The 23,965-nt window shown below is 56.3% G+C and carries 23 protein-coding genes; 8 read left to right on the top strand and 15 right to left on the bottom strand.

All coding sequences use genetic code 11. The features are described from left to right. Window positions 1–78 precede the first annotated feature (78 nt). From HMPREF1292_RS05140 to HMPREF1292_RS05130, 3 genes are all read left to right on the top strand, one after another. Window positions 79–984 (top strand): MetQ/NlpA family ABC transporter substrate-binding protein, encoded by a 906-nt coding sequence (locus HMPREF1292_RS05140; protein ID WP_021351922.1) that lies wholly within the window; start codon window positions 79–81, stop codon window positions 982–984. A 123-nt stretch (window positions 985–1,107) separates the two neighbouring features. Further along, window positions 1,108–2,184, top strand: a complete 1,077-nt coding sequence (locus tag HMPREF1292_RS05135) for a methionine ABC transporter ATP-binding protein (RefSeq protein ID WP_021351923.1) — start codon at window positions 1,108–1,110, stop codon at window positions 2,182–2,184. Next, window positions 2,181–2,855 carry a methionine ABC transporter permease gene (locus HMPREF1292_RS05130; RefSeq protein ID WP_021351924.1) on the top strand — a complete coding sequence of 225 codons (675 nt, stop codon included), beginning with the start codon at window positions 2,181–2,183 and terminating at the stop codon, window positions 2,853–2,855. The genes HMPREF1292_RS05135 and HMPREF1292_RS05130 overlap by 4 nt, the downstream gene beginning before the upstream one ends. 148 nt (window positions 2,856–3,003) lie before the next feature. Here the strand turns inward: HMPREF1292_RS05130 and arsB are convergent, their stop codons facing one another. Next, on the bottom strand, window positions 3,004–4,092 hold the full coding sequence (gene arsB, locus HMPREF1292_RS05125; RefSeq protein WP_021351925.1) for an ACR3 family arsenite efflux transporter: 1,089 nt from the start codon (window positions 4,090–4,092) through the stop codon (window positions 3,004–3,006). Between the two features lie 103 nt (window positions 4,093–4,195). Between arsB and HMPREF1292_RS10805 the strand changes: the two genes are divergently transcribed. Continuing rightward, on the top strand, window positions 4,196–4,543 hold the full coding sequence (locus HMPREF1292_RS10805) for a helix-turn-helix transcriptional regulator (RefSeq protein ID WP_023019008.1): 348 nt from the start codon (window positions 4,196–4,198) through the stop codon (window positions 4,541–4,543). Between the two features lie 60 nt (window positions 4,544–4,603). Beyond that, window positions 4,604–5,650 (top strand): ArsO family NAD(P)H-dependent flavin-containing monooxygenase, encoded by a 1,047-nt coding sequence (locus HMPREF1292_RS05120; protein ID WP_023019007.1) that lies wholly within the window; start codon window positions 4,604–4,606, stop codon window positions 5,648–5,650. A 14-nt stretch (window positions 5,651–5,664) separates the two neighbouring features. Here HMPREF1292_RS05120 and HMPREF1292_RS05115 read toward each other — a convergent pair whose 3' ends face one another. Next, window positions 5,665–6,630, bottom strand: coding sequence for a sucrase ferredoxin (locus tag HMPREF1292_RS05115; protein WP_023019006.1), 966 nt, complete (start codon window positions 6,628–6,630; stop codon window positions 5,665–5,667). A gap of 107 nt (window positions 6,631–6,737) precedes the next feature. Between HMPREF1292_RS05115 and HMPREF1292_RS05110 the strand changes: the two genes are divergently transcribed. Beyond that, window positions 6,738–7,475: a hypothetical protein gene (locus tag HMPREF1292_RS05110; protein ID WP_023019005.1), complete on the top strand. Its 738-nt coding sequence runs from the start codon at window positions 6,738–6,740 to the stop codon at window positions 7,473–7,475. On the opposite strand, the gene HMPREF1292_RS05105 is transcribed toward HMPREF1292_RS05110, so the two are convergent. The 3 genes from HMPREF1292_RS05105 to guaA form a co-directional block, all read right to left on the bottom strand. Then, entirely contained in the window at window positions 7,472–9,226 is a 1,755-nt protein-coding gene (locus HMPREF1292_RS05105; RefSeq protein WP_023019004.1) for a DNA polymerase Y family protein, read from the bottom strand. The two genes, HMPREF1292_RS05110 and HMPREF1292_RS05105, sit on opposite strands and share 4 nt — an antisense overlap. Then, window positions 9,227–10,024: a hypothetical protein gene (locus tag HMPREF1292_RS05100; protein WP_051137365.1), complete on the bottom strand. Its 798-nt coding sequence runs from the start codon at window positions 10,022–10,024 to the stop codon at window positions 9,227–9,229. 715 nt (window positions 10,025–10,739) lie between these two features. Beyond that, window positions 10,740–12,314 carry a glutamine-hydrolyzing GMP synthase gene (guaA, locus tag HMPREF1292_RS05095; RefSeq protein WP_023019002.1) on the bottom strand — a complete coding sequence of 525 codons (1,575 nt, stop codon included), beginning with the start codon at window positions 12,312–12,314 and terminating at the stop codon, window positions 10,740–10,742. Between the two features lie 145 nt (window positions 12,315–12,459). Between guaA and HMPREF1292_RS05090 the strand changes: the two genes are divergently transcribed. Beyond that, complete coding sequence (locus HMPREF1292_RS05090; RefSeq protein WP_023019001.1) at window positions 12,460–13,395, top strand: DMT family transporter; 936 nt, start codon at window positions 12,460–12,462, stop codon at window positions 13,393–13,395. 45 nt (window positions 13,396–13,440) lie between these two features. On the opposite strand, the gene HMPREF1292_RS05085 is transcribed toward HMPREF1292_RS05090, so the two are convergent. Continuing rightward, entirely contained in the window at window positions 13,441–14,601 is a 1,161-nt protein-coding gene (locus HMPREF1292_RS05085) for a GuaB3 family IMP dehydrogenase-related protein (RefSeq protein ID WP_023019000.1), read from the bottom strand. A gap of 53 nt (window positions 14,602–14,654) precedes the next feature. Further along, window positions 14,655–16,172 (bottom strand): IMP dehydrogenase, encoded by a 1,518-nt coding sequence (gene guaB, locus HMPREF1292_RS05080; protein ID WP_023018999.1) that lies wholly within the window; start codon window positions 16,170–16,172, stop codon window positions 14,655–14,657. A gap of 168 nt (window positions 16,173–16,340) precedes the next feature. On the opposite strand from guaB, the gene HMPREF1292_RS05075 reads away from it, so the two are divergent. Then, window positions 16,341–16,721 (top strand): DUF5319 domain-containing protein, encoded by a 381-nt coding sequence (locus HMPREF1292_RS05075; protein ID WP_027017540.1) that lies wholly within the window; start codon window positions 16,341–16,343, stop codon window positions 16,719–16,721. Between the two features lie 12 nt (window positions 16,722–16,733). Here the strand turns inward: HMPREF1292_RS05075 and HMPREF1292_RS05070 are convergent, their stop codons facing one another. The 8 genes from HMPREF1292_RS05070 to HMPREF1292_RS05035 form a co-directional block, all read right to left on the bottom strand. Continuing rightward, the gene (locus HMPREF1292_RS05070) at window positions 16,734–17,774 is read right to left on the bottom strand and encodes a hypothetical protein (protein ID WP_023018997.1); all 1,041 of its coding nucleotides are present in this window, start codon (window positions 17,772–17,774) and stop codon (window positions 16,734–16,736) included. Window positions 17,775–17,776: 2 nt separating this feature from the next. Continuing rightward, entirely contained in the window at window positions 17,777–18,346 is a 570-nt protein-coding gene (locus HMPREF1292_RS05065; protein ID WP_021351937.1) for a sigma-70 family RNA polymerase sigma factor, read from the bottom strand. 364 nt (window positions 18,347–18,710) lie between these two features. Continuing rightward, window positions 18,711–20,330 (bottom strand): chaperonin GroEL, encoded by a 1,620-nt coding sequence (gene groL / locus HMPREF1292_RS05060; protein ID WP_023018996.1) that lies wholly within the window; start codon window positions 20,328–20,330, stop codon window positions 18,711–18,713. A gap of 16 nt (window positions 20,331–20,346) precedes the next feature. Beyond that, window positions 20,347–20,646 carry a co-chaperone GroES gene (gene groES / locus HMPREF1292_RS05055; protein ID WP_126844147.1) on the bottom strand — a complete coding sequence of 100 codons (300 nt, stop codon included), beginning with the start codon at window positions 20,644–20,646 and terminating at the stop codon, window positions 20,347–20,349. A 324-nt stretch (window positions 20,647–20,970) separates the two neighbouring features. Beyond that, the gene (tsaD, locus tag HMPREF1292_RS05050) at window positions 20,971–22,026 is read right to left on the bottom strand and encodes a tRNA (adenosine(37)-N6)-threonylcarbamoyltransferase complex transferase subunit TsaD (RefSeq protein ID WP_021351939.1); all 1,056 of its coding nucleotides are present in this window, start codon (window positions 22,024–22,026) and stop codon (window positions 20,971–20,973) included. A 14-nt stretch (window positions 22,027–22,040) separates the two neighbouring features. Continuing rightward, a complete protein-coding gene (gene rimI, locus HMPREF1292_RS05045) occupies window positions 22,041–22,532 on the bottom strand; it encodes a ribosomal protein S18-alanine N-acetyltransferase (RefSeq protein WP_034645869.1) in 492 nt (163 codons plus the stop codon). A 116-nt stretch (window positions 22,533–22,648) separates the two neighbouring features. Continuing rightward, window positions 22,649–23,395, bottom strand: a complete 747-nt coding sequence (gene tsaB, locus HMPREF1292_RS05040; RefSeq protein WP_023018993.1) for a tRNA (adenosine(37)-N6)-threonylcarbamoyltransferase complex dimerization subunit type 1 TsaB — start codon at window positions 23,393–23,395, stop codon at window positions 22,649–22,651. A gap of 2 nt (window positions 23,396–23,397) precedes the next feature. Continuing rightward, entirely contained in the window at window positions 23,398–23,868 is a 471-nt protein-coding gene (locus HMPREF1292_RS05035; RefSeq protein ID WP_021351942.1) for a hypothetical protein, read from the bottom strand. Window positions 23,869–23,965: the final 97 nt, after the last annotated feature.

Below are 23,965 nucleotides of genomic sequence, written 5' to 3'. Positions count from 1 at the left end.
ATTCCACGTCATTGCATCCGCATGCACCAAGGGCCAAAACTGCATGCTGGAAACTCCCATGAAAGGACCCCACACCCTATGAAGATCCGCCGTATTATTGCAGGCAGCACCGCTGCACTGACCGCAGCCACCCTGGTTGCCTGCTCCAGCGATGACTCCGCCAATTCCGCTAACGGTGAAGGCGGATACTCCAAAGACGACACCATCGTTATCGGCACCACCGATGCTTCGATGCCATCGTGGGCAGTATTCGAGGAAGTCGCAGAAGAGCACGGCTTCAACATCGATCTGCGCAACTTCGCGGAATATTCCACCCCAAACCCAGCGCTAACCCAGGGTGAACTGGATACCAACAAATTCCAGCACCTGATGTACTTGGCACAGCACAACATTGGCTCCGGCGACGACCTGGCGCCACTAGTTTCCACAGAGATCTACCCATTGGGCCTGTACTGGAAGGACGCCGAAAAGCTCGACGTTGACCAGATCGAGGGCGAAGAAATCGCCATCCCGAACGACACCGTGAACCAGGGTCGTGCACTGTTGCTGCTACAGGAAGCTGGCCTGATCAAGCTGACCGGCGATTCCAAGTACACCCCAACCCCGGCTGATATCGACAAAGACGCTTCCAAGGTCACCGTCACCCCGATCGACGCTGCCCAGACCGCACGCTTGTACGGCGAAGGCCGCCCTGCTGTGATCAACAACTCCTTCCTGGAGAAGGCCAACATTGATCCAAAGGAAGCCATCTTCGAAGATGATCCAAATGGTGAAGGCGCCGAGCCGTACATCAACCTATGGGCCGTGCGTGCCGACAACGTCGACGATGCTGTACTGAACGAGCTGGCAGAACTGTGGCACGACGAGCGCGTCGCAGAAGCTGTACGCGAAGAATCCGGCGGCACCGCCGTGCAAATCAAGCGTCCACGCGCAGAACTGCAAGAGATCCTGGACAAGCTGGAAGAGGAACTACAGCAGGGCTAATTCGGAGCACATTCGGGACTCATCCGAATATTTCTAACCAGGCTAGTAACGAAATACGCTTAGTCACGGCTAACATAGCTGCGACTAAGCGTTTTCCGTCTAAGAAGAAATGATGGTTTTTTCGTGGTAAAACACTCGGGCCAAAGCCCTACTAGCGGAAGTGGCGAACGCCGCGGCACCCGCATCGAATTCACCAACGTCGAGAAAGTCTTTGCGAGCAAGAAGAAAGGCTCTGCGAAGGTCACCGCCGTCGACGATGTCACCTTGACCGTTGAGTCCGGTGAAGTCATCGGCATCATCGGCTATTCCGGCGCAGGTAAATCCACCCTGGTGCGCCTGATCAACGGCCTAGATTCACCAACTTCCGGTTCGCTAAAACTCGACGGCACAGAGATCGTCGGCATGTCCGAAGCAAAAATGCGCGGACTACGCCGCAATATCGGGATGATCTTCCAGCAATTCAACCTCTTTAATTCCCGTACCGCAGCCGCAAATATCGAGTTCCCACTGAAGCTCGCCGGTATCGCAAAAGCCGAACGCAAAAAACGCGTGCAAGAGCTACTCGAATTCGTCGGTCTCGGCGAACGTGGCAACTCCTACCCCGAGCAGCTATCCGGCGGACAAAAACAGCGCGTCGGCATTGCCCGCGCCCTGGCGACAAACCCGTCGCTGTTGCTTGCCGACGAAGCCACCTCCGCACTCGACCCAGAGACTACTCAAGAAATCTTGGAAGTATTGCGGAAAGTCAACCAAGAATTCGGGATCACCATCGTGGTGATTACCCACGAAATGGAAGTCGTGCGCTCCATCGCGGACAAAGTCGCGGTGATGGAAAACGGCTCCGTCGTGGAATACGGCGAGATTTACGAAATCTTTTCTGCGCCGAAAACGGACGTCGCCAAGCGATTCGTCGCTACTGCCCTACGCAATGAACCGGACTCTATTGAAGCCGATGACCTACTGGCCCACGACGGGCGCCTGTTCACCATCGAGCTGACCGAAAACTCCGGGTTCTTTGAAGCCGCCGCCACGCTGCGTTCAGGCGGTGGTTCCATCAATATCGTGCACGGTGGCGTCACCACCCTGCAGCAGCAGTCCTTTGGCAAAATGACTGTGCGTCTCAACGGCTCTGATGACACCATCGATGAGTTCTACCGCACCCTATCCCAGCGCACCCACATTGAGGAGATTAAGCGATGATTTCCGCAGCTGATACCAACTGGGACCGCCTGGGCCCCATGTTTTCCGACGCAATCGTCGACACAGTGGTCATGGTTGCTTTCGCCATGGCTGTCGGCGGCATCCTCGGCCTAGTCACCGGCGTTTTCTTATTCACCACCCGCGAAGGCGGGATCCTGCAGAACAAATTCTTCTACACGGTCCTAAACATCCTGGTGAACTTCGTCCGCCCAATCCCCTTCATCATTTTGCTGGCGTTGCTACAACCAGTGACTGTGGGAGTGATCGGCTCCTCCATTGGCCGCGAATCCGCGGCATTTGTGATGGGGATTGCCGCAACCTTCGCCGTCGCCCGTATCGTCGAACAGAACCTAGTCGCGATCGATCCCGGCATTATCGAAGCTGCCCGCGCAATGGGTGCTGGCCCGTGGCGAATCATCACCCGCGTGATCCTCCCCGAAGCCCTGGGGCCATTGGTCCTGGGTTACACCTTCATCTTCATCGCGATCGTCGACATGTCCGCCATGGCCGGTTACGTCGGCGGCGGCGGTTTGGGCGATTTCGCCATCGTCTACGGACACCGCGCCTTCAACTACGAGGTCACACTGGTTGCTACTGCCGTGATCATCCTGATGGTGCAGGCCGCGCAGTTCTTCGGCAACTGGTTGTCGAAAAAGATCATGCGGCGCTAAATCATCTGGCGCTAGATCATGCGACCCTAAATCATCTGGCGCTAGTCTCCGCACTCTTTACTACCACCCAGCCCGGCTTAACCGCCGGGCTTTTCCATACGCACAGCACCTAACGCACAGCACCTAATTAAACACAACTGCGGTCAGGTTACTGTCCGGTAGTCGGCGTGGTCATACCCGGCAAGGTTGCGTCACCAGGGAAAAGCCTTGGCCCCACCCACAACATGACGTAAACCAACCCGACAAGCACAGGAATCTCGACCATCGGACCTATTGTTCCAGCTAACGCTTGTGCGGAATGCGCTCCGAAAGTACCGATGGATACGGCAATAGCCAATTCGAAATTATTTCCGGCAGCTGTAAACGACACCGACGAAGACTGCGCATAATTCATCCCCACCAGTTTTGAAACAACCAACGACACAGCAAACATCCCAACAAAATAAAGCAGCAATGGGACGGCTACACGAACTACTGCCGTCGGTTGCGCTGCAATGTGTTCACCCTGCAGGGAGAACAATAAAACGATGGTGTACAACAGCCCAAGCAGCGCCAATGGTGAAATAGCTGGCAAAAATTTCGTTTCATACCACTGCCGCCCTTTGATATTTTCTCCCACACCCCGGGACAAAGCACCAGCAACCAGAGGCACTCCGAGGAACACCAACACAGAACTCACGATGGTCCAGAAGGAAAACTCCACTTCGCTGGCACCCAGCCCCAACCATTGGGGTAATACTTGCAGATAAAACCAGCCAAGCAGCCCGAACATAAGTACCTGAAATACAGAGTTAATAGCCACCAAAACAGCTGTAGCTTCCCGGTCACCACAGGATAGATCTGACCACACCAGCACCATTGCAATGCACCTGGCCAAGCCAACGATGATTAATCCAGTACGAAGTTCCGGCTGATCAGGTAAGAAAAACCACGCCAATGCAAACATAAAAGCTGGCCCCACCAGCCAATTAAGCACGATTGATACTGTCATCAACCGCTTATCTGCAACGATCTTGCGGGTTTTATCGTAACGAACTTTCGCTAGAGGCGGGTACATCATCACCAGCAAACCGAGTGTAATAGGCAAAGAAATACCACCTACTTCTAGCCGCGCCAGCGTTTCTCCGATTCCCGGCATCGTGCGCCCCAGGAGTAGTCCAACACCCATCGCGACGAGGATCCATACCGGTAAAAATCGATTCAACCAGGACATACGCGGACGTTGGGCAACGGTCATAAAACTCCTTAAAAACAATTCTGAGCATCAAGCCAGAATCCTAAACTTATATCGATAGCTATCAATATTTTATATCGATAGCCGTCAATATAAAATAGTTGTTATGACCTCCCCAGAGACTCTCCCGCTGACTGATCTCACCTCCTGTTGTTCCCTGGGATCTGGCCTTTTGACCAAAAGTGAAGCTGAACGCTATTCCATTCTGTTCACAGCGCTGTCCGATCCCACCCGCCTACGATTACTCTCGCGGCTAGCTGCGGAGGGATGCGAACCAGTTAGCGTCGCAGAGTTAACAGAATTATCAGGGTTGAGCCAACCTACCGTATCCCATCATTTAGCACGCTTAACCGAGGTCGGCTTATTGACCAAGGTACGAATCGGCCGTACGGTCACCCACCGCGTGCGTCCACAGCTTTTCGCAGAACTACGTACCATCCTGCAGATCGGATAGAACTAAGCAAACAGCAACGGCGACACGATGGAAGGCAAGACATCGCAAGGGACAAAATCTATGAATACGGCCGGCACACGCGCTCACGAACGCAACCCCAACATTGACCACCCCAACATTGACCACCACGAAGCCATCATTATTGGAGGGGGCCAAGCCGGCCTAGCTACCGCATACTATCTACTGCGCGCTGGGGTCGACACCCTCGTTCTGGATGATCAAGACGCCCCTGGTGGGGCATGGCGTCACGTATGGCCGTCGATGACCTTGTTTTCCACCGCGATTTTTTCCAATCTTCCGGGCAAACCCATGCCAGAATACGACGGCTTCCCTCCGGCTGACCACGTCGTTGCTTATTTGGACGAATATGAGCAGCGCTACCGGATCCCCGTCGAGCGCCCTGTACACGTTGACCAGGTAGAACGAAAAGACGACGGCTACCAGGTTTTTGCTGGCGAGCAGTCCTGGACCGCAACACACATCGTCGCTGCCACTGGAACCTGGTCTAGCCCTTTTGTTCCGCATTACCCAGGCACGTTTGACGGCACCCAGTGGCATTCCGCGAATTATCCCGGTCCGGAACCCTTCCGCGATTCTTCTGTAGCTGTAGTAGGTGCCGGAAACTCTGCGGCACAAATAGCCGCCGAACTCACCGACTATGCCGATGTCACCTGGTACACCCGGCATGAACCACGGTGGATGCCTGATGATGTCGATGGCCGCGTGTTATTTCGCCGCAACAGAAAACGAGCCCTAGCCATGCAACGCGGTGACAAAGACCCTGGGGCTGATAGCAACCTGGGCGACATCGTCGCACTGCCGAAAATGCGCGAGGCTCGTGATTCCGGGCGGTTGCAGGCAACCCCCATGTTCGACTCACTCGATGAGGTAAGCACCGATCACCTTATTTGGTGCACAGGTTTCCGCCCGGCACTAAAACCGATTCGCCATCTGCTCAATGGCACGACACCAAAATACACCGATCTACACTTAGTCGGTTACGGTGACTGGACTGGCCCCGGGTCAGCAACGATCACCGGAGTCGGCCCCTTTGCCAAAGAAACCGCACGGAAAATCGCAACCACATTCGGGAAAGAAGTGAAATAGCCGGCGCGAAAATATCAGGACGCCGCTAAATCAGTGACCGCCCAGCCCGGCTTCGTCGCAGGGTTTTTCCCGCAGGAAGCCACGACACCGTCGAAAAGCTGCTGTTCCAACGCAACCCGCCAGGTACGGCCGTCGCGGTGTGCAACTTCCACCACGCGCGAGTCTGCACCGGGGCCACCGGTCCCGCTGGATTCGCCGGGGGCACCGGTGGCACGTTCTGCAACCTGCCGAGCATAAACCAAGTCCTGGTAGGACAAATACTCACCGGCGGCTAACAATTCACCGGCCACCGCTACTTCCGCGGCCTGGCTCGGCTCATCGTAGATTCCCCGCCCACGGTTGGCGGGATGAAAATACTTGCCTTCCAGTGCCGCCTGTAAAAGTTCACCACCAGCCTGCTCATTCAGCCGTCCAAAGCTATAGCCCCACGGCAGCAACAGCATCGCCGGCGCAAACCTGTGACCTTTAGTGTGCGAGGTTTCCCAGACCACATCACCGGTAGACGATTTCGTTTCCAAGTATGCAGCCAGCGGACGCCCTTTCACCGCGCAGCAAACGTCGCGTTTAGCGTGCGTGCATACCAGGAGCAGTGGATCACGGCTGGGGCGGGCAGCAAATTGTTTATTGTTCCCCGGCCCTGCCAGATCCAGTTGCAGAATATCTTCCGGCCCACCGATATAAAGTAGCTCCGTATATGCCTGCTCCGGATACACCAAATACACCCGGTGCTGTCGGGGCATCTGGTGCCCGGCGCGACCAGGTTTGCGGATAAGTTGGAACCCCACCCCAGAACCCAAGTGCTCTTTGATTTTCTTGGAAAGCTCCGCACCGAAGGTATCACCATCAAGTACGTCATGGCTCCAGCCCGCGGGCCATTCAAAAACCACATACATCCGGTCGCGTTTAGCAGTGCCGGGCAATGGTTCTATTTGCACATCAGAGCATCGTGGATTGTGGTTCCGGGATTCGGGTTCAGTCATACCCCCAGCCTAGAACACAATTAGGCAACGATTTGATTGAGTCTTTCTATCGCTTTGCTTTTGTACGCTGATTGTCTTGGCCCCCAGTATTGTGGGCGACTACGGTAATGAATATGGTTTCCCGGAAGCGATACGTGCCAGGCTTAGCTACTGCGGTAGCAAGCTGTCTGCTGTTGGGCGCGTGCACGGATTCCGGGACGAATGTTGCCGGGATGGGGTTCGGGGGGCACCGGCCTGATAACGATTCTGTGAATTCACATCCCGCACACACGGATGCTTCTGGAAAAGCCCAGAAGGGAAGCTCAAGTTCCGACGGTGCGCTTACCCCACGAACTCCAGCCTCGCCACAGCCTGAGCATTCGGCACCGGCTGGTTTGACGGCTCTTGGCGATACTAATGGCGCGCCAAAAACGGAGCGTTTGGAGGCACCGGCCCAATTGGCTGTCACGGATATCCGCATTGCTGGGCATGATGATTTCGATCGTGTGGTTTTTGAAATGGCGGGCAACGGCATGCCGGGCTGGTACGTCTCTTATACCGAACAGCCCTTCTACCAGGGCTCCGGCCGCACTGTGGATATGGAGCATTTGGTGGCCTTGAACATCAATATCGACGGCGTGGTGCGCTCGGATGAGGTTGCAAAGGATCTTCCCAGTCCAGATTATGCGGAGGTAGCCAAATTAGACTCTGATCTGGGCAAACAGCTCGGCGTCGTCAAGGAGTTCATCCCTGGTGGTATGCACGACGGACGTGCCCAGTATTTCCTGGGGTTGGATATGAAACAGCCATTTTCGGTACAGGTTTTACGGGGACCGACGCGGCTGGTCATTGATATTTTGCATTAGTACATGGCTTCGATACGCCAAGCACGGTGTTGCCACACTAAGAGCCACGCTTTTGGATGCTGATCACCGGCGTTCTTGCCGACGAGCTGCATCCGCGCGAGCCGCTGGCTTTCATCAGAAATCTCGCTTTCCCACCATCCGGTATCCACGGGCCATGGCACCGACCAACCAAGCACCTGGAATTTCTTTTTTCCCCAGGACATGCCGACGGGATCAGCACTCAGTAGTGCCTCTGCGGTGACAAAAATCGGGTTTCCGTGTTTATCCACCAAGCGCACTCGGCTGGCGGGGTGGTCCAGCCCGCCGCCCAGTCGCGTTGGTAGTGGCGAGGGGATGGCACCGATCCATTCTGCACTGCGTCGGCCAGGTTCCCGAATATTTTCTGCAGCCTGCCCATAGGGCAAAAAACGCACACGGTCGGCAACTCCCCTACCGCCAACAGCATGCGGTTGTTGTACGGCATCAAAACCGAGCATTGACTGCAAACGAGAAACCACGGTCGCGGTGGTTTCTTCTGCCACAGCGGTATCGGCTTCGATGATAGATCCGGTGTTTGTTGGTATTTGGGTTTCCAGTGGGATCAGGGATAATTCCACGATTGCTCCGGCGCCGCCACTGGAGAGCCACCCATCGAGCTGCCAACGTACGCGTTCGGCAGTGGCATGCTCTGTCAGCGCAGTGGTGGTGCGCCAAATCTTCGAGATCATCGTACCGTCGTCGGTTTCTGCAGCAATCTTGATGCGCACGCAATTCAGCCCCTGCGTGGCCAGCTGTCGGTGCACCTGGTCGGCGAGCATGCGCGCGATGAAGGCTGCTTCGTCGACGCGTGTGATGGGTGCTTCCGGTGTGATAGAAGCTGACAAATCCAGTTCCACTGCACCAGGAGCAACTTTGCGTTGTTGTTGTGCACTAGCGATGCGATGGCAGTGCAACCCTGCGCTGCCAAAACGAGTACTAATGGCAGTGGTTGGCAGTTCGGTGAGCTCGCCCAGGGTAGAAATGCCGAGTCCAGCAAGGGTTTCTACAGTGTCTTTTTGACAGCCCAACGCGGGTTCTGCGAGCAGGACGGACAACGGTTGCTGGTATAAGAATGCAACAGAATCACCGGGTTGAACGACGGCTCCAAGCACACGGTGCCGGGCAGCAATAATGGCAGTCGAAAGTTCATCGGCAGCACCAGCGGTGGCATCAATCCCCTCGTGCGCGGCAGCATCAATGAACCGTTCTAAGGCAACTTGTTCACTACCATAAAAGCGCGTTGCTGCCGTCAGATTCAGCGCAACCATCCCCGGGCGCAACACTTCCAAGGAAGCAGAGACATCATCCAGTTCTTCGACAATGCTGCTAAACAGTCGCCCGTCGCGTTGTGGGTCAGCATCACGCACCACCATAGATGGGCAGAGCGCTTGAGCTGCCCGCAATTTCATGCCCCGGCGCACACCCTGCGCGCGGGCTTTATCACAGCATGCAGTGATGCGGTGATTACTAGCCAGTGCAATAGCCGGGCTTTCTGGGCTGATACCGCGGCGAGTTTCTTCCAAGAGCGCTGCCTGGACGGGCCAGTCCGGAAACCACAGCACGGCGATGCGGTTTCCTGCACTGTGCGAATACCCGAAATTGTGGCGAGTGCTTTGGCTGGCGTTTTGGTGGCTACGCTGGCTGTGATCACTTTGTTGGCGACGCTCACTCTGTTGTGTACCGGACCGGAACTCAACCTGGGGCTGAATACGAGACGGAACCGTGGCAGTCATCTACCGCACCGCCCGTAGTGATTCAGCACTGGCAGATTCAGCGCTAGAGCGCGCACCACACGTGAGCACGACAGGCCCATTCCGGTGGGTTTTGCTGTAGGAACTGACCGCAATTTCTGTATTTCGGATGCGCCCAGCACCGCAACCGATGCCAGAAAAACCAGTGACCTGAGCATTAATTGTCAATGCCGGTGAGGGCACTTGCACACCAACAGTGAGCACAGCCGCCCTACCCTTACGGACTTTCGCCAGCAGCGGGCGTGCTTGCGTAGGGCTCAAAGTATGGGTACGCGGGCTGCGATAAATCAACACATCTACACCTTCTGCCAGCACGCCAAGCACCGTTATCCACTCCCCACCCGGGTTGGGAACCGTGATGATTTTTGAGAGATCCCCGCTTTCCGCGACCTGCGCCAAGGAAAGATCTGACCAGTTCACAATAGCGATTGTTTTTCCCTGTGCGCTAATTTGTGCGATAAGTTCAGAGACGAGTGCAGGGCAATCACTACAATGAGACACAGAGTTTTTCGGCAACCCGCCGATGGGAATAGCACCAGCGAGCCGACCGGACAATTCCACCACACGGTATGGATCTACAGAAGATTCATTCCCTTCAGAAACAGAATCATTACTGAGCAAACGCGGTTTTTGCTGAACAGGAGTTAAGTTTGCTGCGGACTCTAAACCAGCAATTTTATTCCGCAATGACGCCACACGCTCCGCACGCGCGTCGGCAAGAACAGCTACAGATTCTTGCTGCCCCCGCCCTTCCTGCGCGCGAATACCTGTTTGAGTCATAGCGACAGTATGGCACAGGTTTTCTAAACACGCAACCATGTTCGAACACTTGGAGGTATCACACCTAGATAAAAGGACAAGCCATCTTAGCCTGATGGAATTACATGACAACGGATGCTACATCTTAGCGATCAGTCAAAATAAGACGTTAAGTAGCCCTGCGACCATCAAGGATCTCACATTTCCAATGTGTAGACCCAGAAAATCAGATTATTTTCCACACACCCCACCCTTACCTAAAATTTAATCATTGACAAGGTTAGGCAAAGCTTAATACAATAATCTTACCTAAGAGGGGTTTCTGCATAAGCACAGGGTTGTCAAGCCCACTGACTAGGAGGAAAATGAGAAATCTAATAACGCAGAAAAATTAAACAATCCGGAGGACTAATAAAAATTACAAAAGAACGCGCCGACGAAGACACCGTAACTGGCATGCTTGCATCTCTTGCTGCAGAACTTTCCGGAATTTCAGGAATTCGTGAGAATTGCTTTTAAAAAATGCGGATTCATAACATCGTATCCATAGTACTAGCGCTAATTGCTATCATATTGACTATTACCGAAATAGCTTCGACATTAGCGACGATGGCAATAGCGACACTAGGACTGATCGTTTTCATCTCCGGAGCTGAGACTCGAAAGCGCTAACGCCAAGCGCCTGAAGAAAACTGAGATCTAAACTCGCTTCAGGCCCAGCATTTTCAACTACTCCTTATTCCCACTCGATGGTTCCTGGTGGTTTCGAGGTCACGTCGACAACCACTCGGTTAACCTCCGCAACCTCGTTAGTGATGCGCGTCGAAATCGTCTCCAGCACCTCATACGGCACGCGAGTCCAGTCGGCAGTCATCGCATCCTCCGACGACACCGGGCGCAGCACAATCGGGTGACCGTAGGTACGGCCATCGCCCTGCACACCGACAGAGCGCACGTCGGCAAGCAACACCACCGGGCACTGCCAAATCTCAGCATCCATGCCCGCAGCGGTGAGTTCCTCGCGGGCAATCAGATCGGCAGCACGCAGGGTTTCCAGACGATCCGCGGTGACCTCGCCAATAATGCGAATACCCAAGCCAGGGCCCGGGAACGGCTGGCGCGAGACAATCTCATCCGGCAAGCCCAGCTCGCGGCCCACCGCGCGGACCTCGTCCTTAAACAGCAAACGCAGCGGCTCCACCAGCTCAAATTCCACATCATCCGGCAAACCACCGACGTTGTGGTGCGATTTAATATTCGCCGTGCCCGATCCCCCGCCGGATTCCACGACGTCTGGATACAGCGTGCCCTGCACCAGGAAGTCCACGGAAGCACCCTCTGGAGCATCATCCAATACACCGGCCACTGCACGCTCGAAGGAACGAATAAACTCCGCACCAATCGCCTTACGCTTAGCCTCCGGATCGGTCACCCCAGCCAACTTCTGCAAGAAAGCCTCGCGCTCGTCGACAGTGACCAGGCGCGCGCCGGTAGCGGCAACGAAGTCCTGCTCCACCTGCTCGCGCTCACCGGAACGCAGCAAACCATGATCAACGAATACACAAGTCAACCGGTCGCCAATCGCGCGCTGCACCAGTGCCGCAGCCACCGCGGAATCCACGCCACCGGACAGACCGCAAATAGCGCGGCCTTCGCCAATCTGGGCGCGGACATCAGCCACCAAAGACTCCGCAATAGCACCCGGGGTCCACGTCGGCTGCAAGCCCGCAACCTGCGTCAAAAAACGCTCCAGCACTTGCTGACCATGCGGGCTGTGCAACACCTCAGGGTGGTATTGCACGCCAGCCATCTTCTTTTCCAAGCACTCAAACGCAGCCACCGGCGCACCCTCGGAAGTAGCAGTAACGTCGAAGCCTTCCGGAGCCTTTGAGACAGAATCGCCATGCGACATCCACACCTTGTGGGTCTCTGCCAAACCCTCGTGCAGCACACCGCAGCCGTCGGCAAGCGTCAAATCCGTACGGCCATACTCGCGCTTACCGGTCTGGGCGACAGTGCCGCCCAACGCGTGCGTCATCGCCTGGAAGCCGTAGCAAATACCGAAAACCGGCACCCCCAGCTCCAGCAATTCTGGCTGCAACGACGGCGCACCATCGGCATACACAGAGCTCGGGCCGCCGGTCAGCACCAGCGCAGCCGGGTTTTTCTCCCGGAACTGCGCAATCGGCGCATCGTGGGCGATGACCTCGGAATACATCTGCGCCTCGCGCACACGACGCGCGATCAGCTGCGCGTATTGCGCACCGAAGTCGACGACAAGGACAGGACGTGGAGTTGCTGCATCAGTCACGCCCCATAGTTTAACTCACGGCCACAACCCAGACGGCACATAACCCAACCGATACACAACCCAGATGATGCGCGCTGCAAACTAGCGGGTACTAGTGGGTTGGACTATTGGACGCAAAAATCATGCAGACGGAATAATCACTGCCATGGCATCTTCGGCAAACCCCATCTCTGTGCTGTGTATCATCGGCTCGTGCATCTCGCTGCAACTGGGATCTGCGCTGGCAGTGAAGCTTTTCGACGACGGCGGCACCTGGGGTACCTCGGCGGTGCGGCTACTCGTCGCGGCAGTGGTATTACTGGCCATCACGCGCCCGCGGGTACACGAATGGAACCGGCAACAATGGGCCGGGGTACTCGGACTTGGACTATCGCTGGGGCTGATGAACGGATTTTTCTACGCCGGAATTGACCTAGTACCCCTCGGACCCGCCGTGACCATCGAGTTCTTAGGCCCACTGCTCCTGGCAGCATTTTTATCGCGGTCTCTGCGCGACGGCATTTGCGTCGTCCTCGCCATGACCGGCATGGCACTACTGGGCCTGGATGCTTTCAACGGCAACCCGCTCAACCCACTGGGCGTCGCATTCTTGCTGGGGGCAGCCTTGTTCTGGGCCATTTATATCCTGGCGAATAAAAACGCCGGTGCGCTGGTGCCCGGCCAGGGCGGGCTGGCCGTGGCATTCGTCGTTGGCGGCGTCGCGATGCTACCAATGGGCGCTGACGGCGCATGGAACCTGGTGACCTCCACCGATACCTTGTGGTTTGCCATCGGCACCGGAATCTTGGGGTCGCTGGTGCCCTATTCTTTGGAACTGATTGCCCTGCGCGGGCTGGCCCCCAATGTCTTTTCCATTCTGATTTCCCTCGAACCCGTCTTCGCCGCATTCTTCGGGTGGCTACTGCTCGCGCAAAACATCAGCACGCTGAAACTAGTAGCCATCGGCGTGGTTATCGCAGCATCCGTAGTACAAACCGTCGGAACCGGGGGCTCTGGCGCGGATGGCGCGCCCCGGTCGAAGCTGAAAAAGCTACAGGACGTTGGCAGAAAAGTTGTGCCACGACGTCGCCATAGCGACTAATGCACAGCCAGTAGCAGCCAGCGACTAATGCACAGCCACGAGCCGCTAATGCACAGCCAAGTCGACTTTTTGGAAAGCCTTCAAATCGGTGTACCCGCACTTTGCCATCGCCCGACGCAAACCACCGACCAAATTCTGCCGCCCAAATGGATCGGACGACGGGCCGTGCAACACAACTTCCAGCGGGGAATTTTTGGAAACAACCGTCGTGGGATCGAAAGCTTGATCTTCCCCAGTTAAGCCCTCGCCTAGTTCAATATCGCTATAGATTTCCACATATCCGCGCGGGAAGCTTGGGTGGCCAGCCACCGACGGCCAGAACCAACCACCCGCAGGCGCTTCCTCAGCCTGTGCCAACAACGGGCCGAGGACGACGGCGTCGGCGCCGCACGCGATTGCCTTAACAATATCGCCAGCATTCGCCAGCATGCCGTCGGCAAGAATATGCACGTAACGGCCACCGGTCTCATCCAAATAATCCCGGCGCGCCGCAGCAATATCGGCGATCGCGGTGGCTTTCGGGACATTGATACCCAACGAAATATCGTTGGTATTCACGCCGCCGCCGACGATCACGCCCGCCGCGCCCGTGCGCATCAAATGCAGCGCAGTTGTGTAATCCACCGCGCCACCAGCAATAACGGGGACTTCCAACGAACCAATGAACTCCTTCAAGTTCAGCGGTTCGCCGTTGGCAGAGACATGCTCAGCAGAAATCAATGTTCCCTGGATCACCAGGATTTCCGTACCCGCGCTAATGACCGTCGGCGCCAACTCCCGCGCACGCTGTGGCGAAACACGCACTGCAACGGTCACACCAGATTCCCGGACCTCAGCGATACGGCGCGCCAGCAGCTCCACATCGAGTGGCAGCGCATGCAGCTTTTGCAGGTGCTCAGTAGGGTTTTCCGCCTTGGTTACGGCCTCGACGGCGCCAGCGAGGTCGTCGACACGCCCCCACAGCCCTTCCGCATTGATGATGCCCAGACCACCTTGCTTGCCCATCTCAATGATGAACTCCGGGCTAGCCAACGCATCAGAAGCATGCGAGCAGACCGGGATATCGAAGTGATAAGCGTCGATGCTCCAGGTAGTATCGACGTCCTTCGAGGAGCGGGTACGACGGGTCGGGATGATGGAAATGTCCTCAAGCCCGTAGGTACGGCGCGCCTCACGGCCGATCCCTATCTCTGCATATTCGCGCACTGAATAAACCTTCCTATAACGACAACGTTATGCGTGAGCTTCTCGAGGTAGCTCTAGCGGTAGTTCGGAGCTTCCATGGTTTGCTGCAAGTGGTGCGGGTGCGATTCCGCCAAGCCTGCCGCGGTAATTTGCACGAAGCGCTTGGTCTTCAGATCCGCAATGGAAGCAGAACCGGTGTAGCCCATCGAAGCGCGGAGACCACCGATGATCTGGTGGGTGATCGCGTCGATCTCACCGCGGTACGGAACTTTGCCTTCCACTCCTTCTGGCACCAGCTTGTCCTCACTGCGCACGTCGGACTGGAAGTAACGGTCCTTGGAGTAGGAACGCTTCTCGCCAGTCAGGCCGCGCCCCTGCATCGCCCCCATCGAACCCATGCCACGGTAGCGCTTGTACTGCTTACCGCCCACAACAACGATATCGCCAGGCGATTCCTTGGTTCCGGCCAGCATGGAACCCAGCATGACGCAGTCCGCGCCAGCAGCCAGGGCCTTGGCAATATCACCGGAGTACTGCATACCACCGTCGGCAATCACGGGAATGCCAGCTGGGCCAGCAACAGAGGCTGCTTCCAAAATGGCGGTGATCTGTGGAGCGCCCACACCAGCAACCACGCGGGTGGTGCAAATCGAACCTGGGCCAATGCCCACCTTGATGCCGTCAGCTCCCGCATCGATCATGGCCTGCGCGGCCTCACGCGTTGCCAAGTTACCGCCAACGACGTCGACCTGCGGGAAGGCCTTTTTCACGTCCGAGACCATCTGCAACACGCGGTTGTTGTGTGCGTGCGCGGAGTCAACCACAAGCACGTCGACGCCAGCTTCCACCAAAGCCTCGGCGCGCTGGAAAGACTCTGCACCCGTGCCGATACCGGCAGCGACCAACAGACGACCTTCCTTGTCCTTGGAGGCGTGCGGGAATTGCTCAGTCTTCACAAAGTCTTTCACCGTGATCAGGCCAACGAGTTTATTGTCCTCATTAACGATAGGCAGCTTTTCTACCTTGTTTTCACTAAGCAAGCTCAATGCTTCTTGCTTGCTGACGCCCTCTTTCGCCACCACCAATGGAGTCGGCGTCATAACATCCTGCACCAGTCGGTTCGGGTCTGCTTCAAAGCGCATATCACGGTTCGTGCAAATCCCAACCAAGCGACCGTCGGCGTCGACCACAGGCAGGCCGGAGATGCGGAAACGCCCGCAGAGGTCGTCCACCTCAGTGATTGTCATATCCGGGCGGGCAGTCACCGGATCAGTAACCATGCCGGATTCGGAGCGTTTCACAATCTCAACCTGCTGTGCTTGCTCATCAATGGAGAGGTTGCGATGCAGCACGCCAATACCGCCCTGCCGCGCCATCGCAATGGCCATGCGGGCTTCGGTAACCGTGTCCATCGCCGCGGACGCTATTGGCAGGCCCAAGTTCACATTGCGGCTAAAGCGCGTAGAAACATTAACCTCAGAGGGAATAACGTTCGATTCTGCGGGGAGAAGCAACACGTCGTCAAAGGTCAGGCCATACAATGCAACCTTGTTTGGGTCATCTCCACCAGTGTGTACGCGTTGATCAGTCATTCCCAAGATTCTCCTTTTCCAGCTTCACGTTTGTCAGACCGCTGTCATCCGCTGCTAGCTGTCTAGCTATGTCCTTATATCGTAATGGCTGGCCAAGAAAAAGGGGTAGCCGGGAGGGAATGGAAAGGGGAATTGAATATGAATGGTTTTGACAATAGTGTGTGCTATGTGGACTTTGATTCGAATATGCCCCGCGATCCCTTCGCAGATGATCCGAACGATCCGGCGTCGTTCCTCGACGCTGACGAGCCCATGCCAGAGCTTTCTGACGAAGAACGCCTCATGCTAGAACATGATCTACGCATGGTGCGCAAAATGGCACAGACCCTGCCGGAATTCGGCATCGATGGCATATTTTTCATCTGCGAGGACTGCGAAGAACAGCACTACTACGACTGGGACATCATGGCCGCTAATATGCGCTCCACCCTCTCTGGTGAATTAGCGCCGGTACATGAGCCCTCCGCGCAACCGAATACCGACCGCTACACCCCTTGGGAATACGCAGTTGGTTTCTTTGATGGGTTGAACCGCAAGCACTTGAATTAACAAGTACTCATTTTAAGACGCGCCGCCCCGTGTGCTCGCCTGGTGTTCCGGGCCAGCCGGGGCGGCATGGTCATTTCCAGGGGATACGCCTGCACCCTGACCACCCTGGCCGCGTTGTCCGTCTTCCCGCGACTCGACGTCCGGTTGCGTTGGAGACAACGGTTGCTGTGGCTGTGCAGGCGGTTGTTCACCAACAGACGGCTCACCCGACGGGCGTGGTTGTGGCTCCGGACCGCCACCACCCGGCACTGTCTGTGGGTTTTGCTGTGCCGGAGCCACAGTCTTCGTGACGGTAACTTCCTTGGTTTCTGTGACCGTTTGCGGTTCTGATTCACCTTCCGGCTGCGGCCGCACGCGGGTAACGGTGGTTTTGGTTTTCGCCGCTTTACCGTCAGTGTCCGCTTGCTCACCGCGGTCTTTATTCTCTCCCGCGCCTTTGCTCTGCTTGGCTTCTTTGCGCTCACGCAGGTTTTCCAGCAAAGTGCGGGCCTCAGCGATCAGTTTCCGGGTGGCTTCCTCATCACCCCGGTTAGCACTGTCTTCCAGCTGTTGCAAGGTACTAGCAAGCTCAATACGAGCTGCTTTTTCATCATCAAACAGCGCCTGGTGCATTCCCCACAGCGGAGAATTCGGGGTCGCGTGATAAACGCTCAAACTTCCAACCGCAAACAATGCTGTGGCGGCCGCGGCGCCCACCAAGGCACTAGTCCACCCAAAACGTCGGCTAGCAACGGCACCAGTGCCAAAACCGAAACCTCTCCTTGGGGCGCGGTGGGTTCCGCGCGCAGCTCGGCGACGGCGGGCGTCAGCCAACTCATCAGGAGTATCAGCTTGGGGTTGCGCAGCGTGAGACTGCGCGGCGTGAGGTTGCGCAGCGTGGGGTTCCACTGCCCAATCAGCAGGAAGCTTTGGCGCAGCTGGCATCTCGGATTCGATTTCTGTACGCAAACCCAACAATGCTGCCGCTAGGGGGTCCTTCCCCTGCGAAGGGTCTTGGCCCTGCGCCAGCTGGTCCAGGAAGAAATCGTCTTTCTCCCAGTCGCGTTGGTTCACGTTTACTCCCTTGAATCCTCGTTTTCCATACGCTTGCGAAGTTGCGCAAGCGCGCGATGTTGCGCCACCCGTACCGCGCCAGGAGTGCTGCCCAAGGCTTGTGCTGTTTCCTCGGCCGTCAGCCCCACGAATACGCGCAGGATGATAATATTACGAGCTTTGTCATTTAAAGTATCGAGCATCCCGCGGACTGTGTTACAACCATCAGATTCCAAAGCCGCATCCTCCGGGGTGGGCATCAGATCCAGCTCTTCTGGTATTTCCTCTGAAGGGTGCAGCCGGTCTTTGCCCATGAAGCGATGGGCATCGGCAACTTTATTAAAAGCAATCCCGTAAACAAACGCCATGAATGGTCGGCCACGGTCCACAAACTTCTGCACCGAACTAGCTACCGCCAGGCAGACTTCTTGAGCCACGTCTTCGGCTGTAGGAGTTTTTCCGCCACCGATACGGGCGCGGCAATAGCGCAGCACCTGCGGATGAATAATCCGCATGACTTGCTGCATGGCACGGCGATCCCCATCTACTGCCAGTGGAACCAGCCGCGCGAGTTCTTCATCAGAATCGCTCACGTCCCAAATCTTTCGTTGACTGCAGGCCAATTTGCCGACACAAGTGCATGCGCGGCATTCCGGCCGAAGCCGACCTAAACTCTTGTCCCATCATATAACCGCGTGCGAACACGTGTTAAATTAATTGCTCTAATTTCGATAATTTATTCGACCCTATTTTTACCGGCCCACCACAGAGAATATTTTCTTCTGCCAGCGATAGTCTGGGCATTGCCTCCACTGTCATAAGGGAACTGCAAAACCGGAAAACCGCCGAAAGAACCAGGTTATTACCCTGGCGCTTCCGGCGGTTCAGGAAAATTCCCGCTAGAAAGATTGCTAGCGCAGCCGACAGATCGTGCACAACCGGCTAGCAAGCAGCGGCTTAGTGATGATGATGGCTGCGGCCAGCCTCAGAGTTCTCCGACTCTGCAGGTTTGTCAACAACCGACGCCTCCGTGGTCAGCACCATACGGGCAACCGAAGAAGCATTAACCACAGCAGAGTGCGCAACCTTTACGGGATCAATGATGCCGCTTTCAATCAGGTTGCCGTATTCCAGGTTGGCGGCATTAAAACCTTCGCCATTAGCCATTTCCGCAACGCGGGAAACGACCACGGCGCCGTCTTCACCAGCATTGTGGGCAATCCAGAAAGCCGGCTTGGTCAGCGCCCGGGCTACCGATTCCACACCCACGCGAGCTTCGCCTTCGAACTGCTCGGCATAAGACTTCAGCGACTCAGCGATCTGCACGAGCGCAGAACCACCACCAGCGATCACGCCTTCTTCCACCGCCGCACGTGCGGCATTGATGGCGTCTTCTACGCGCAACTTTCGCTCGTTCACCTCGGTCTCGGTAGCAGCACCGATGCGGATTACAGCGACGCCACCGGAAAGCTTAGCCAGGCGTTCTTCCGCCTTTTCTTTATCCCAGGTGGAGTCGGTGGCTTCGATCTCGCGGCGAATCTTCTCGCGGCGCTCCTCCAAGGCAGTATCAGAACCGGCGCCGTCGACAAGCACGGTCTCGTCCTTCTCGACGGTGACACGACGAGCAGAGCCCAGTACTTCCAGGCCTGCCTCATGTAGATTGACACCAATTTCAGGGTCAACCACGGTGGCATCGGTAACCACTGCCAAGTCATCCATGAACGCTTTCCGACGATCACCAAAATATGGTGCCTTCACGGCAGCGACCTTGAGAGTCTTGCGGATAGCGTTGACCACCAGCGCCTGCAGGGCTTCGCCCTCGACATCTTCGGCGACGATCAGCACAGGCTTGCCAGCCTCAGCGATCTTTTCCAGCAACGGCAAGAAATCCGGCAACGAAGAAATCTTGTTGCGCACCAGCAGCACGTATGGATCATCCAAGACCGCCTGCTGAGTTTCCTGGTCCGTCACGAAATATGGCGACAAGAATCCCTTATCGAAAGCTACACCTTCGGTGACCTCGACAGAGGAATCCATGGACTGCGATTCTTCCACAGTGACCACGCCGTCTTTGCCGACCTTGTCCATCGCGCCAGCAACCATCTCGCCGACTTCACTGTCACGAGAGGAAACGGTAGCGACCTGGGCAATTTCTGCGCTGGAATTAACCTGAGTGGCACGAGCCTTCAGCTCTTCCACCGTTTTTTCTGCAGCTGCAGCAATGCCGCGGTTCAGTTCCACGGGGTTGGCACCGGAAGCAACGTTGCGCAGGCCCTCGAAAATCAGAGCCTGGGCCAACAGCGTAGCGGTGGTGGTACCGTCACCGGCAACATCGTTGGTTTTCACCGCAACGGATTTCACCAGCTGCGCGCCGAGGTTCTCGAAAGGCTCCGAGAGATCAATATCCCGGGCGATAGTCACGCCATCATTGGTGACCAGTGGGCCACCAAATGCTTTATCCAGCACGACGTTGCGACCACGAGGGCCGAGAGTGACCTTAACGGTGTCCGCAAGCGTGTCGACGCCCGCTTGCAGATGCTCCCGCGCCTGTTGATCAAAAGCAATGAGTTTTGCCATAGTGGCTTACTCCCCCTTACTTTTCGATGACTGCCAGCAGGTCACGAGCCGAAAGCAACAGGTATTCCTGGCCGTCGTACTTCAGCTCAGTGCCGCCGAACTTGGAGAAGATGACGGTGTCACCTTCATTGACATCTGGTTTTACGCGCTCACCCTTGTCGTCGGTGCGGCCTGGGCCAACAGCGATGACGGTGGCTTCCTGCGGCTTTTCCTTAGCAGAGTCTGGGATGACCAGGCCGGATGCGGTGGTGGTTTCTGCTTCTTTAATCTGCACCAGAACTTTGTCTTCGAGCGGTTTGATGTTTGCCACGATGATTCCTTTCGTGAAATCAGGTCCAATGCGCGCGATCACCTATGTGACCAGCACGCGAAGCTGTTATGTGCCGGTTGTGGATGTCCAGCACAGCCGTCGTCGCGGGTGAACAACTGTGGGTCAAACAACCTATTAGCACTCTACCTACCCGGGTGCTAAGTGACAACTATCTTGAGCGTAGTGCTAGCAACTTGCCTCCCGCTTGCCAATCGCTTGCCGACGGGGTGCCGGTGCCTTGCCGACAGCTGGCCCGAACTCGCTTCGCAGCCGGAGTGTGACTGGAGTGTGGCAACGGCCGGCATGACACTGCACAGGCACTAAGCGCTACTATGCACCTAATTCTAACGCTGGATCAGTGGCAATATCCCAGTTTGCGGGCTGCATACCATGCGCAATTTGCTGTGCAGCCGCTGCAGCAATCATCAAACCGTTGTCCGTGCAGTATTCAAACCGTGGAATTCGCAAGCTAATACCTGCAGAATCACAACGCCGCTGCGCTAGCTCCCGCAGACGTGAGTTCGCGACCACTCCACCACCAAGTAATAGCGTGTTAGCACCAGTGTCTTTACACGCCAGCACAGCTTTTTTGGTCAGCACGTCGCAGACAGCTTCTTGGAAAGAAGCACACAAATCTTCAGCATTGATCGATTCACCATTGCGCTCAGCTTTTTCCACGAACCGCGCCACCGAAGTCTTCACACCGGAAAAGGAGAAATCATAACGATGCTCGCCGCGCAAATCCTCCGCCCGGGACAACCCCCGTGGGAAATCAACGGTGACCGTGCCTTTTCGCGCCAACTTGTCAATCAATGGTCCACCCGGATACCCCAGACCAAGCAACCGCGAGACTTTATCGTAAGCCTCACCAGCAGCGTCATCTAGCGTGGCACCCAGTTCCCGGTACTGCTGTTTCGCAGCATCAACCTCCAACAAAGAAGTATGCCCACCCGAAACCAACAGGGCGACGGCATGCGGGAGCTGCTCGCCTTCCAAATTCGCTACCGCAACATGGCCGGCCAGATGGTTCACGCCATAAAACGGAACACCCCACCCCGCAGCGTATGCCTTCGCACCAGCGACACCAACCAACAAAGCACCCGCCAAACCCGGGCCAATGGTGGCAGCCACGGCATCGGGCTTGTCGATGCCAGCTTCATCCAATGCTTGTTGCATCACCTGCGGCAGGGCTTCCAGGTGCGCCCGAGACGCAATTTCTGGGACGACACCACCAAAACGCGCGTGTTGTTCCATAGAACTTGCCACTACATTGGCCAAAACCTCAATGCGCGGTTGGGTGCTGGCAGCGCTTCCGTCATCTGTGTGCAAGCGGACGATGCCGACGCCAGTTTCATCGCATGAGGATTCAATTCCGGCAATAATCATGGAGCGTCCTTTCGCTACAATTCCGCTGAGTTCGCTGGCCGACGCATCGTATAAGCATCACCGCCACCCGCATAATAGTTTTTTCGAAGCCCCAGGGTGTCGAATCCATAGGCTCGATACAGGCCAATCGCGGGTTCGTTGTCAGTACGGACCTCTAAAAACACCGGCGCCGAGACGCGATCCGCAACATAACAAAAATTATCCATGAGTAACCGGGCCACACCGCGACGCTGCGCTCGTGGATCAACTCCGATGGTATGAATTTCAAACTCTGGATCATCACTCGGCCCCAATTGCGCCAAACCTGCATACCCCACTAGAACGCGCGCCGGAGGCTTGCCCGATTCTTGGCTCGCCACGCCTTCCACCCCCAAGTAAAAGGTATGCGCCGAGGCAAACTCCGCGCGGAAATCAGCTTCCGTCCAGGGGCCTTCATTAGCAAACAACTCACGTTCTAGCTGCGCGCACCGGTGCGCATCAGCCGGACCTAATTCACGGAGACGCAGCTGTTCCAAAGCCAGGCTCGCAGGGCCAGCGGATTGTGCGCTCGGGCGCTTGCGGGCCGAGTTCCCGCCACCTTGTCTATCCGTCATTGGTTGCTCTGCTCATCAGTTGTTTCTGCTCATTTATTGTTCTGCTCAGCCCAACGCAACGCGGCAGAAACCGGTTTGGCGGCTGGTTCTTTCGCATCTGGGCGCCGAAGATACAACGGAGTCAACGGCTGCGGGGCAACTGCGAAATCCGCCACCGCAACCAGCCCACGAGCACTAGGAACCGCCGGAACCTCTTCTTGCTGAGCAAGCGCCCGCAAACGATCCGGCAGCCGCGCAGCAATAGTCGGGTTAGCCAGCACACGGGAAACTTCCGGCTGCAAGATTTCGGCGGGCCCGACTTCCGGTCCCGTGACACGTTGAGCACCACGATAGGTCGCCCAGTAAGTCTCTCGACGACGCGCATCAGTGGCGACCAATAAATGCTCTTCTGCTGAAGCAGAAGCGTCCTGGGCGCGCCAGGCAATCGCATCATGCGAACAAACACCATACACCGGCACCTGCAAAGCATGACCGAGACCAGAAGCCGTCGCCATGCCCACACGCAAACCACTAAATGGCCCGGGCCCGCAGCCAACCACAACGGCCGTAAGTTCGTGCAATTCACTTCCGCTGGATTCCAATAACTGGAAAATCGTTGGCATCAGCAGCTCATTGTGCGCGCGGGTGTTTTCCACCGTGTTCTCAGTGGCATCACTGCCGCCGTCGGCAAGCGTGCGCACCAAGCCTGTCACCAGAGTGGGCGTCGAAGTATCCAGGGCTAGCACACGGTGATCCGCGGTACCCCGAGAAGACGATGTGGAAGGACTAAACGACATAATTACCCGATGAAGTTCCAGGTTCCTTCTTCATCTTTTTCCAAGTGGATGATTGCCTGGGTTTGGAATGGCCCCTGCAACGGAATGGTGCAGAGGTTGACGTTATGAATGGACATCTTCTCCACGTGGTACTCACCGTTTTCTTTCGCTACCAGCAAGTAGTTATCGTGCTTGTCAATCTCACCGTTGACCAGGTTGAACTCTGCCGGGTTCAAACCACTAACCAACAATTCCTGCTCCGTAACACCGGGGCATACGAAGGTTCCAGCAACCCATTCCTCGCCGAAAAGATCGGCTGGCGAAATGCCGGTGGTCGACAAACCTTGCTGTTCTACCTTATGTAGAGTCCCAGCGAACGATTCCTTCGGCGCGGAATCGTCTTGTGCCAATGCAGCTGCCCCAACCATAGTTGCCAAGGCCAGACAGAACAGTGCAACAAGGGTACCGATGATGGCTCCGCCGTTTTTCGGCATACAAGCTCCTTAAAAATAAAACAGACATGGGGTCTTTGCCGTGCAATCTGCCTCAAGGATAGCGCGTAGCCCAACAGCTCCAAGAAACGGGGTTTCC

The sequence above is a fragment of the Corynebacterium sp. KPL1995 genome (assembly GCF_000477935.1).
Classification (GTDB): domain Bacteria; phylum Actinomycetota; class Actinomycetes; order Mycobacteriales; family Mycobacteriaceae; genus Corynebacterium; species Corynebacterium pseudodiphtheriticum.
The sequence above is the reverse complement of the archived record's forward strand: the minus strand, read 5'-3'. Positions and strand labels throughout refer to the sequence as shown.

Excerpts from the sequence above, each read along its gene's own strand:
- HMPREF1292_RS05090 (WP_023019001.1), top strand. The coding sequence starts at position 12,460 with ATGGCATCTTCGGCAAACCCCATCTCTGTGCTGTGTATCATCGGCTCG.
- HMPREF1292_RS10805 (WP_023019008.1), top strand. The coding sequence starts at position 4,196 with ATGACCTCCCCAGAGACTCTCCCGCTGACTGATCTCACCTCCTGTTGT.
- HMPREF1292_RS05115 (WP_023019006.1), bottom strand. The coding sequence starts at position 6,630 with ATGACTGAACCCGAATCCCGGAACCACAATCCACGATGCTCTGATGTG.
- HMPREF1292_RS05100 (WP_051137365.1), bottom strand. The coding sequence starts at position 10,024 with ATGACTCAAACAGGTATTCGCGCGCAGGAAGGGCGGGGGCAGCAAGAA.
- HMPREF1292_RS05140 (WP_021351922.1), top strand. The coding sequence starts at position 79 with ATGAAGATCCGCCGTATTATTGCAGGCAGCACCGCTGCACTGACCGCA.
- HMPREF1292_RS05130 (WP_021351924.1), top strand. The coding sequence starts at position 2,181 with ATGATTTCCGCAGCTGATACCAACTGGGACCGCCTGGGCCCCATGTTT.
- HMPREF1292_RS05035 (WP_021351942.1), bottom strand. The coding sequence starts at position 23,868 with ATGCCGAAAAACGGCGGAGCCATCATCGGTACCCTTGTTGCACTGTTC.
- HMPREF1292_RS05120 (WP_023019007.1), top strand. The coding sequence starts at position 4,604 with ATGAATACGGCCGGCACACGCGCTCACGAACGCAACCCCAACATTGAC.
- tsaD (WP_021351939.1), bottom strand. The coding sequence starts at position 22,026 with ATGATTATTGCCGGAATTGAATCCTCATGCGATGAAACTGGCGTCGGC.
- HMPREF1292_RS05110 (WP_023019005.1), top strand. The coding sequence starts at position 6,738 with ATGAATATGGTTTCCCGGAAGCGATACGTGCCAGGCTTAGCTACTGCG.
- groL (WP_023018996.1), bottom strand. The coding sequence starts at position 20,330 with ATGGCAAAACTCATTGCTTTTGATCAACAGGCGCGGGAGCATCTGCAA.
- tsaB (WP_023018993.1), bottom strand. The coding sequence starts at position 23,395 with ATGTCGTTTAGTCCTTCCACATCGTCTTCTCGGGGTACCGCGGATCAC.
- HMPREF1292_RS05105 (WP_023019004.1), bottom strand. The coding sequence starts at position 9,226 with ATGACTGCCACGGTTCCGTCTCGTATTCAGCCCCAGGTTGAGTTCCGG.
- guaB (WP_023018999.1), bottom strand. The coding sequence starts at position 16,172 with ATGACTGATCAACGCGTACACACTGGTGGAGATGACCCAAACAAGGTT.
- arsB (WP_021351925.1), bottom strand. The coding sequence starts at position 4,092 with ATGACCGTTGCCCAACGTCCGCGTATGTCCTGGTTGAATCGATTTTTA.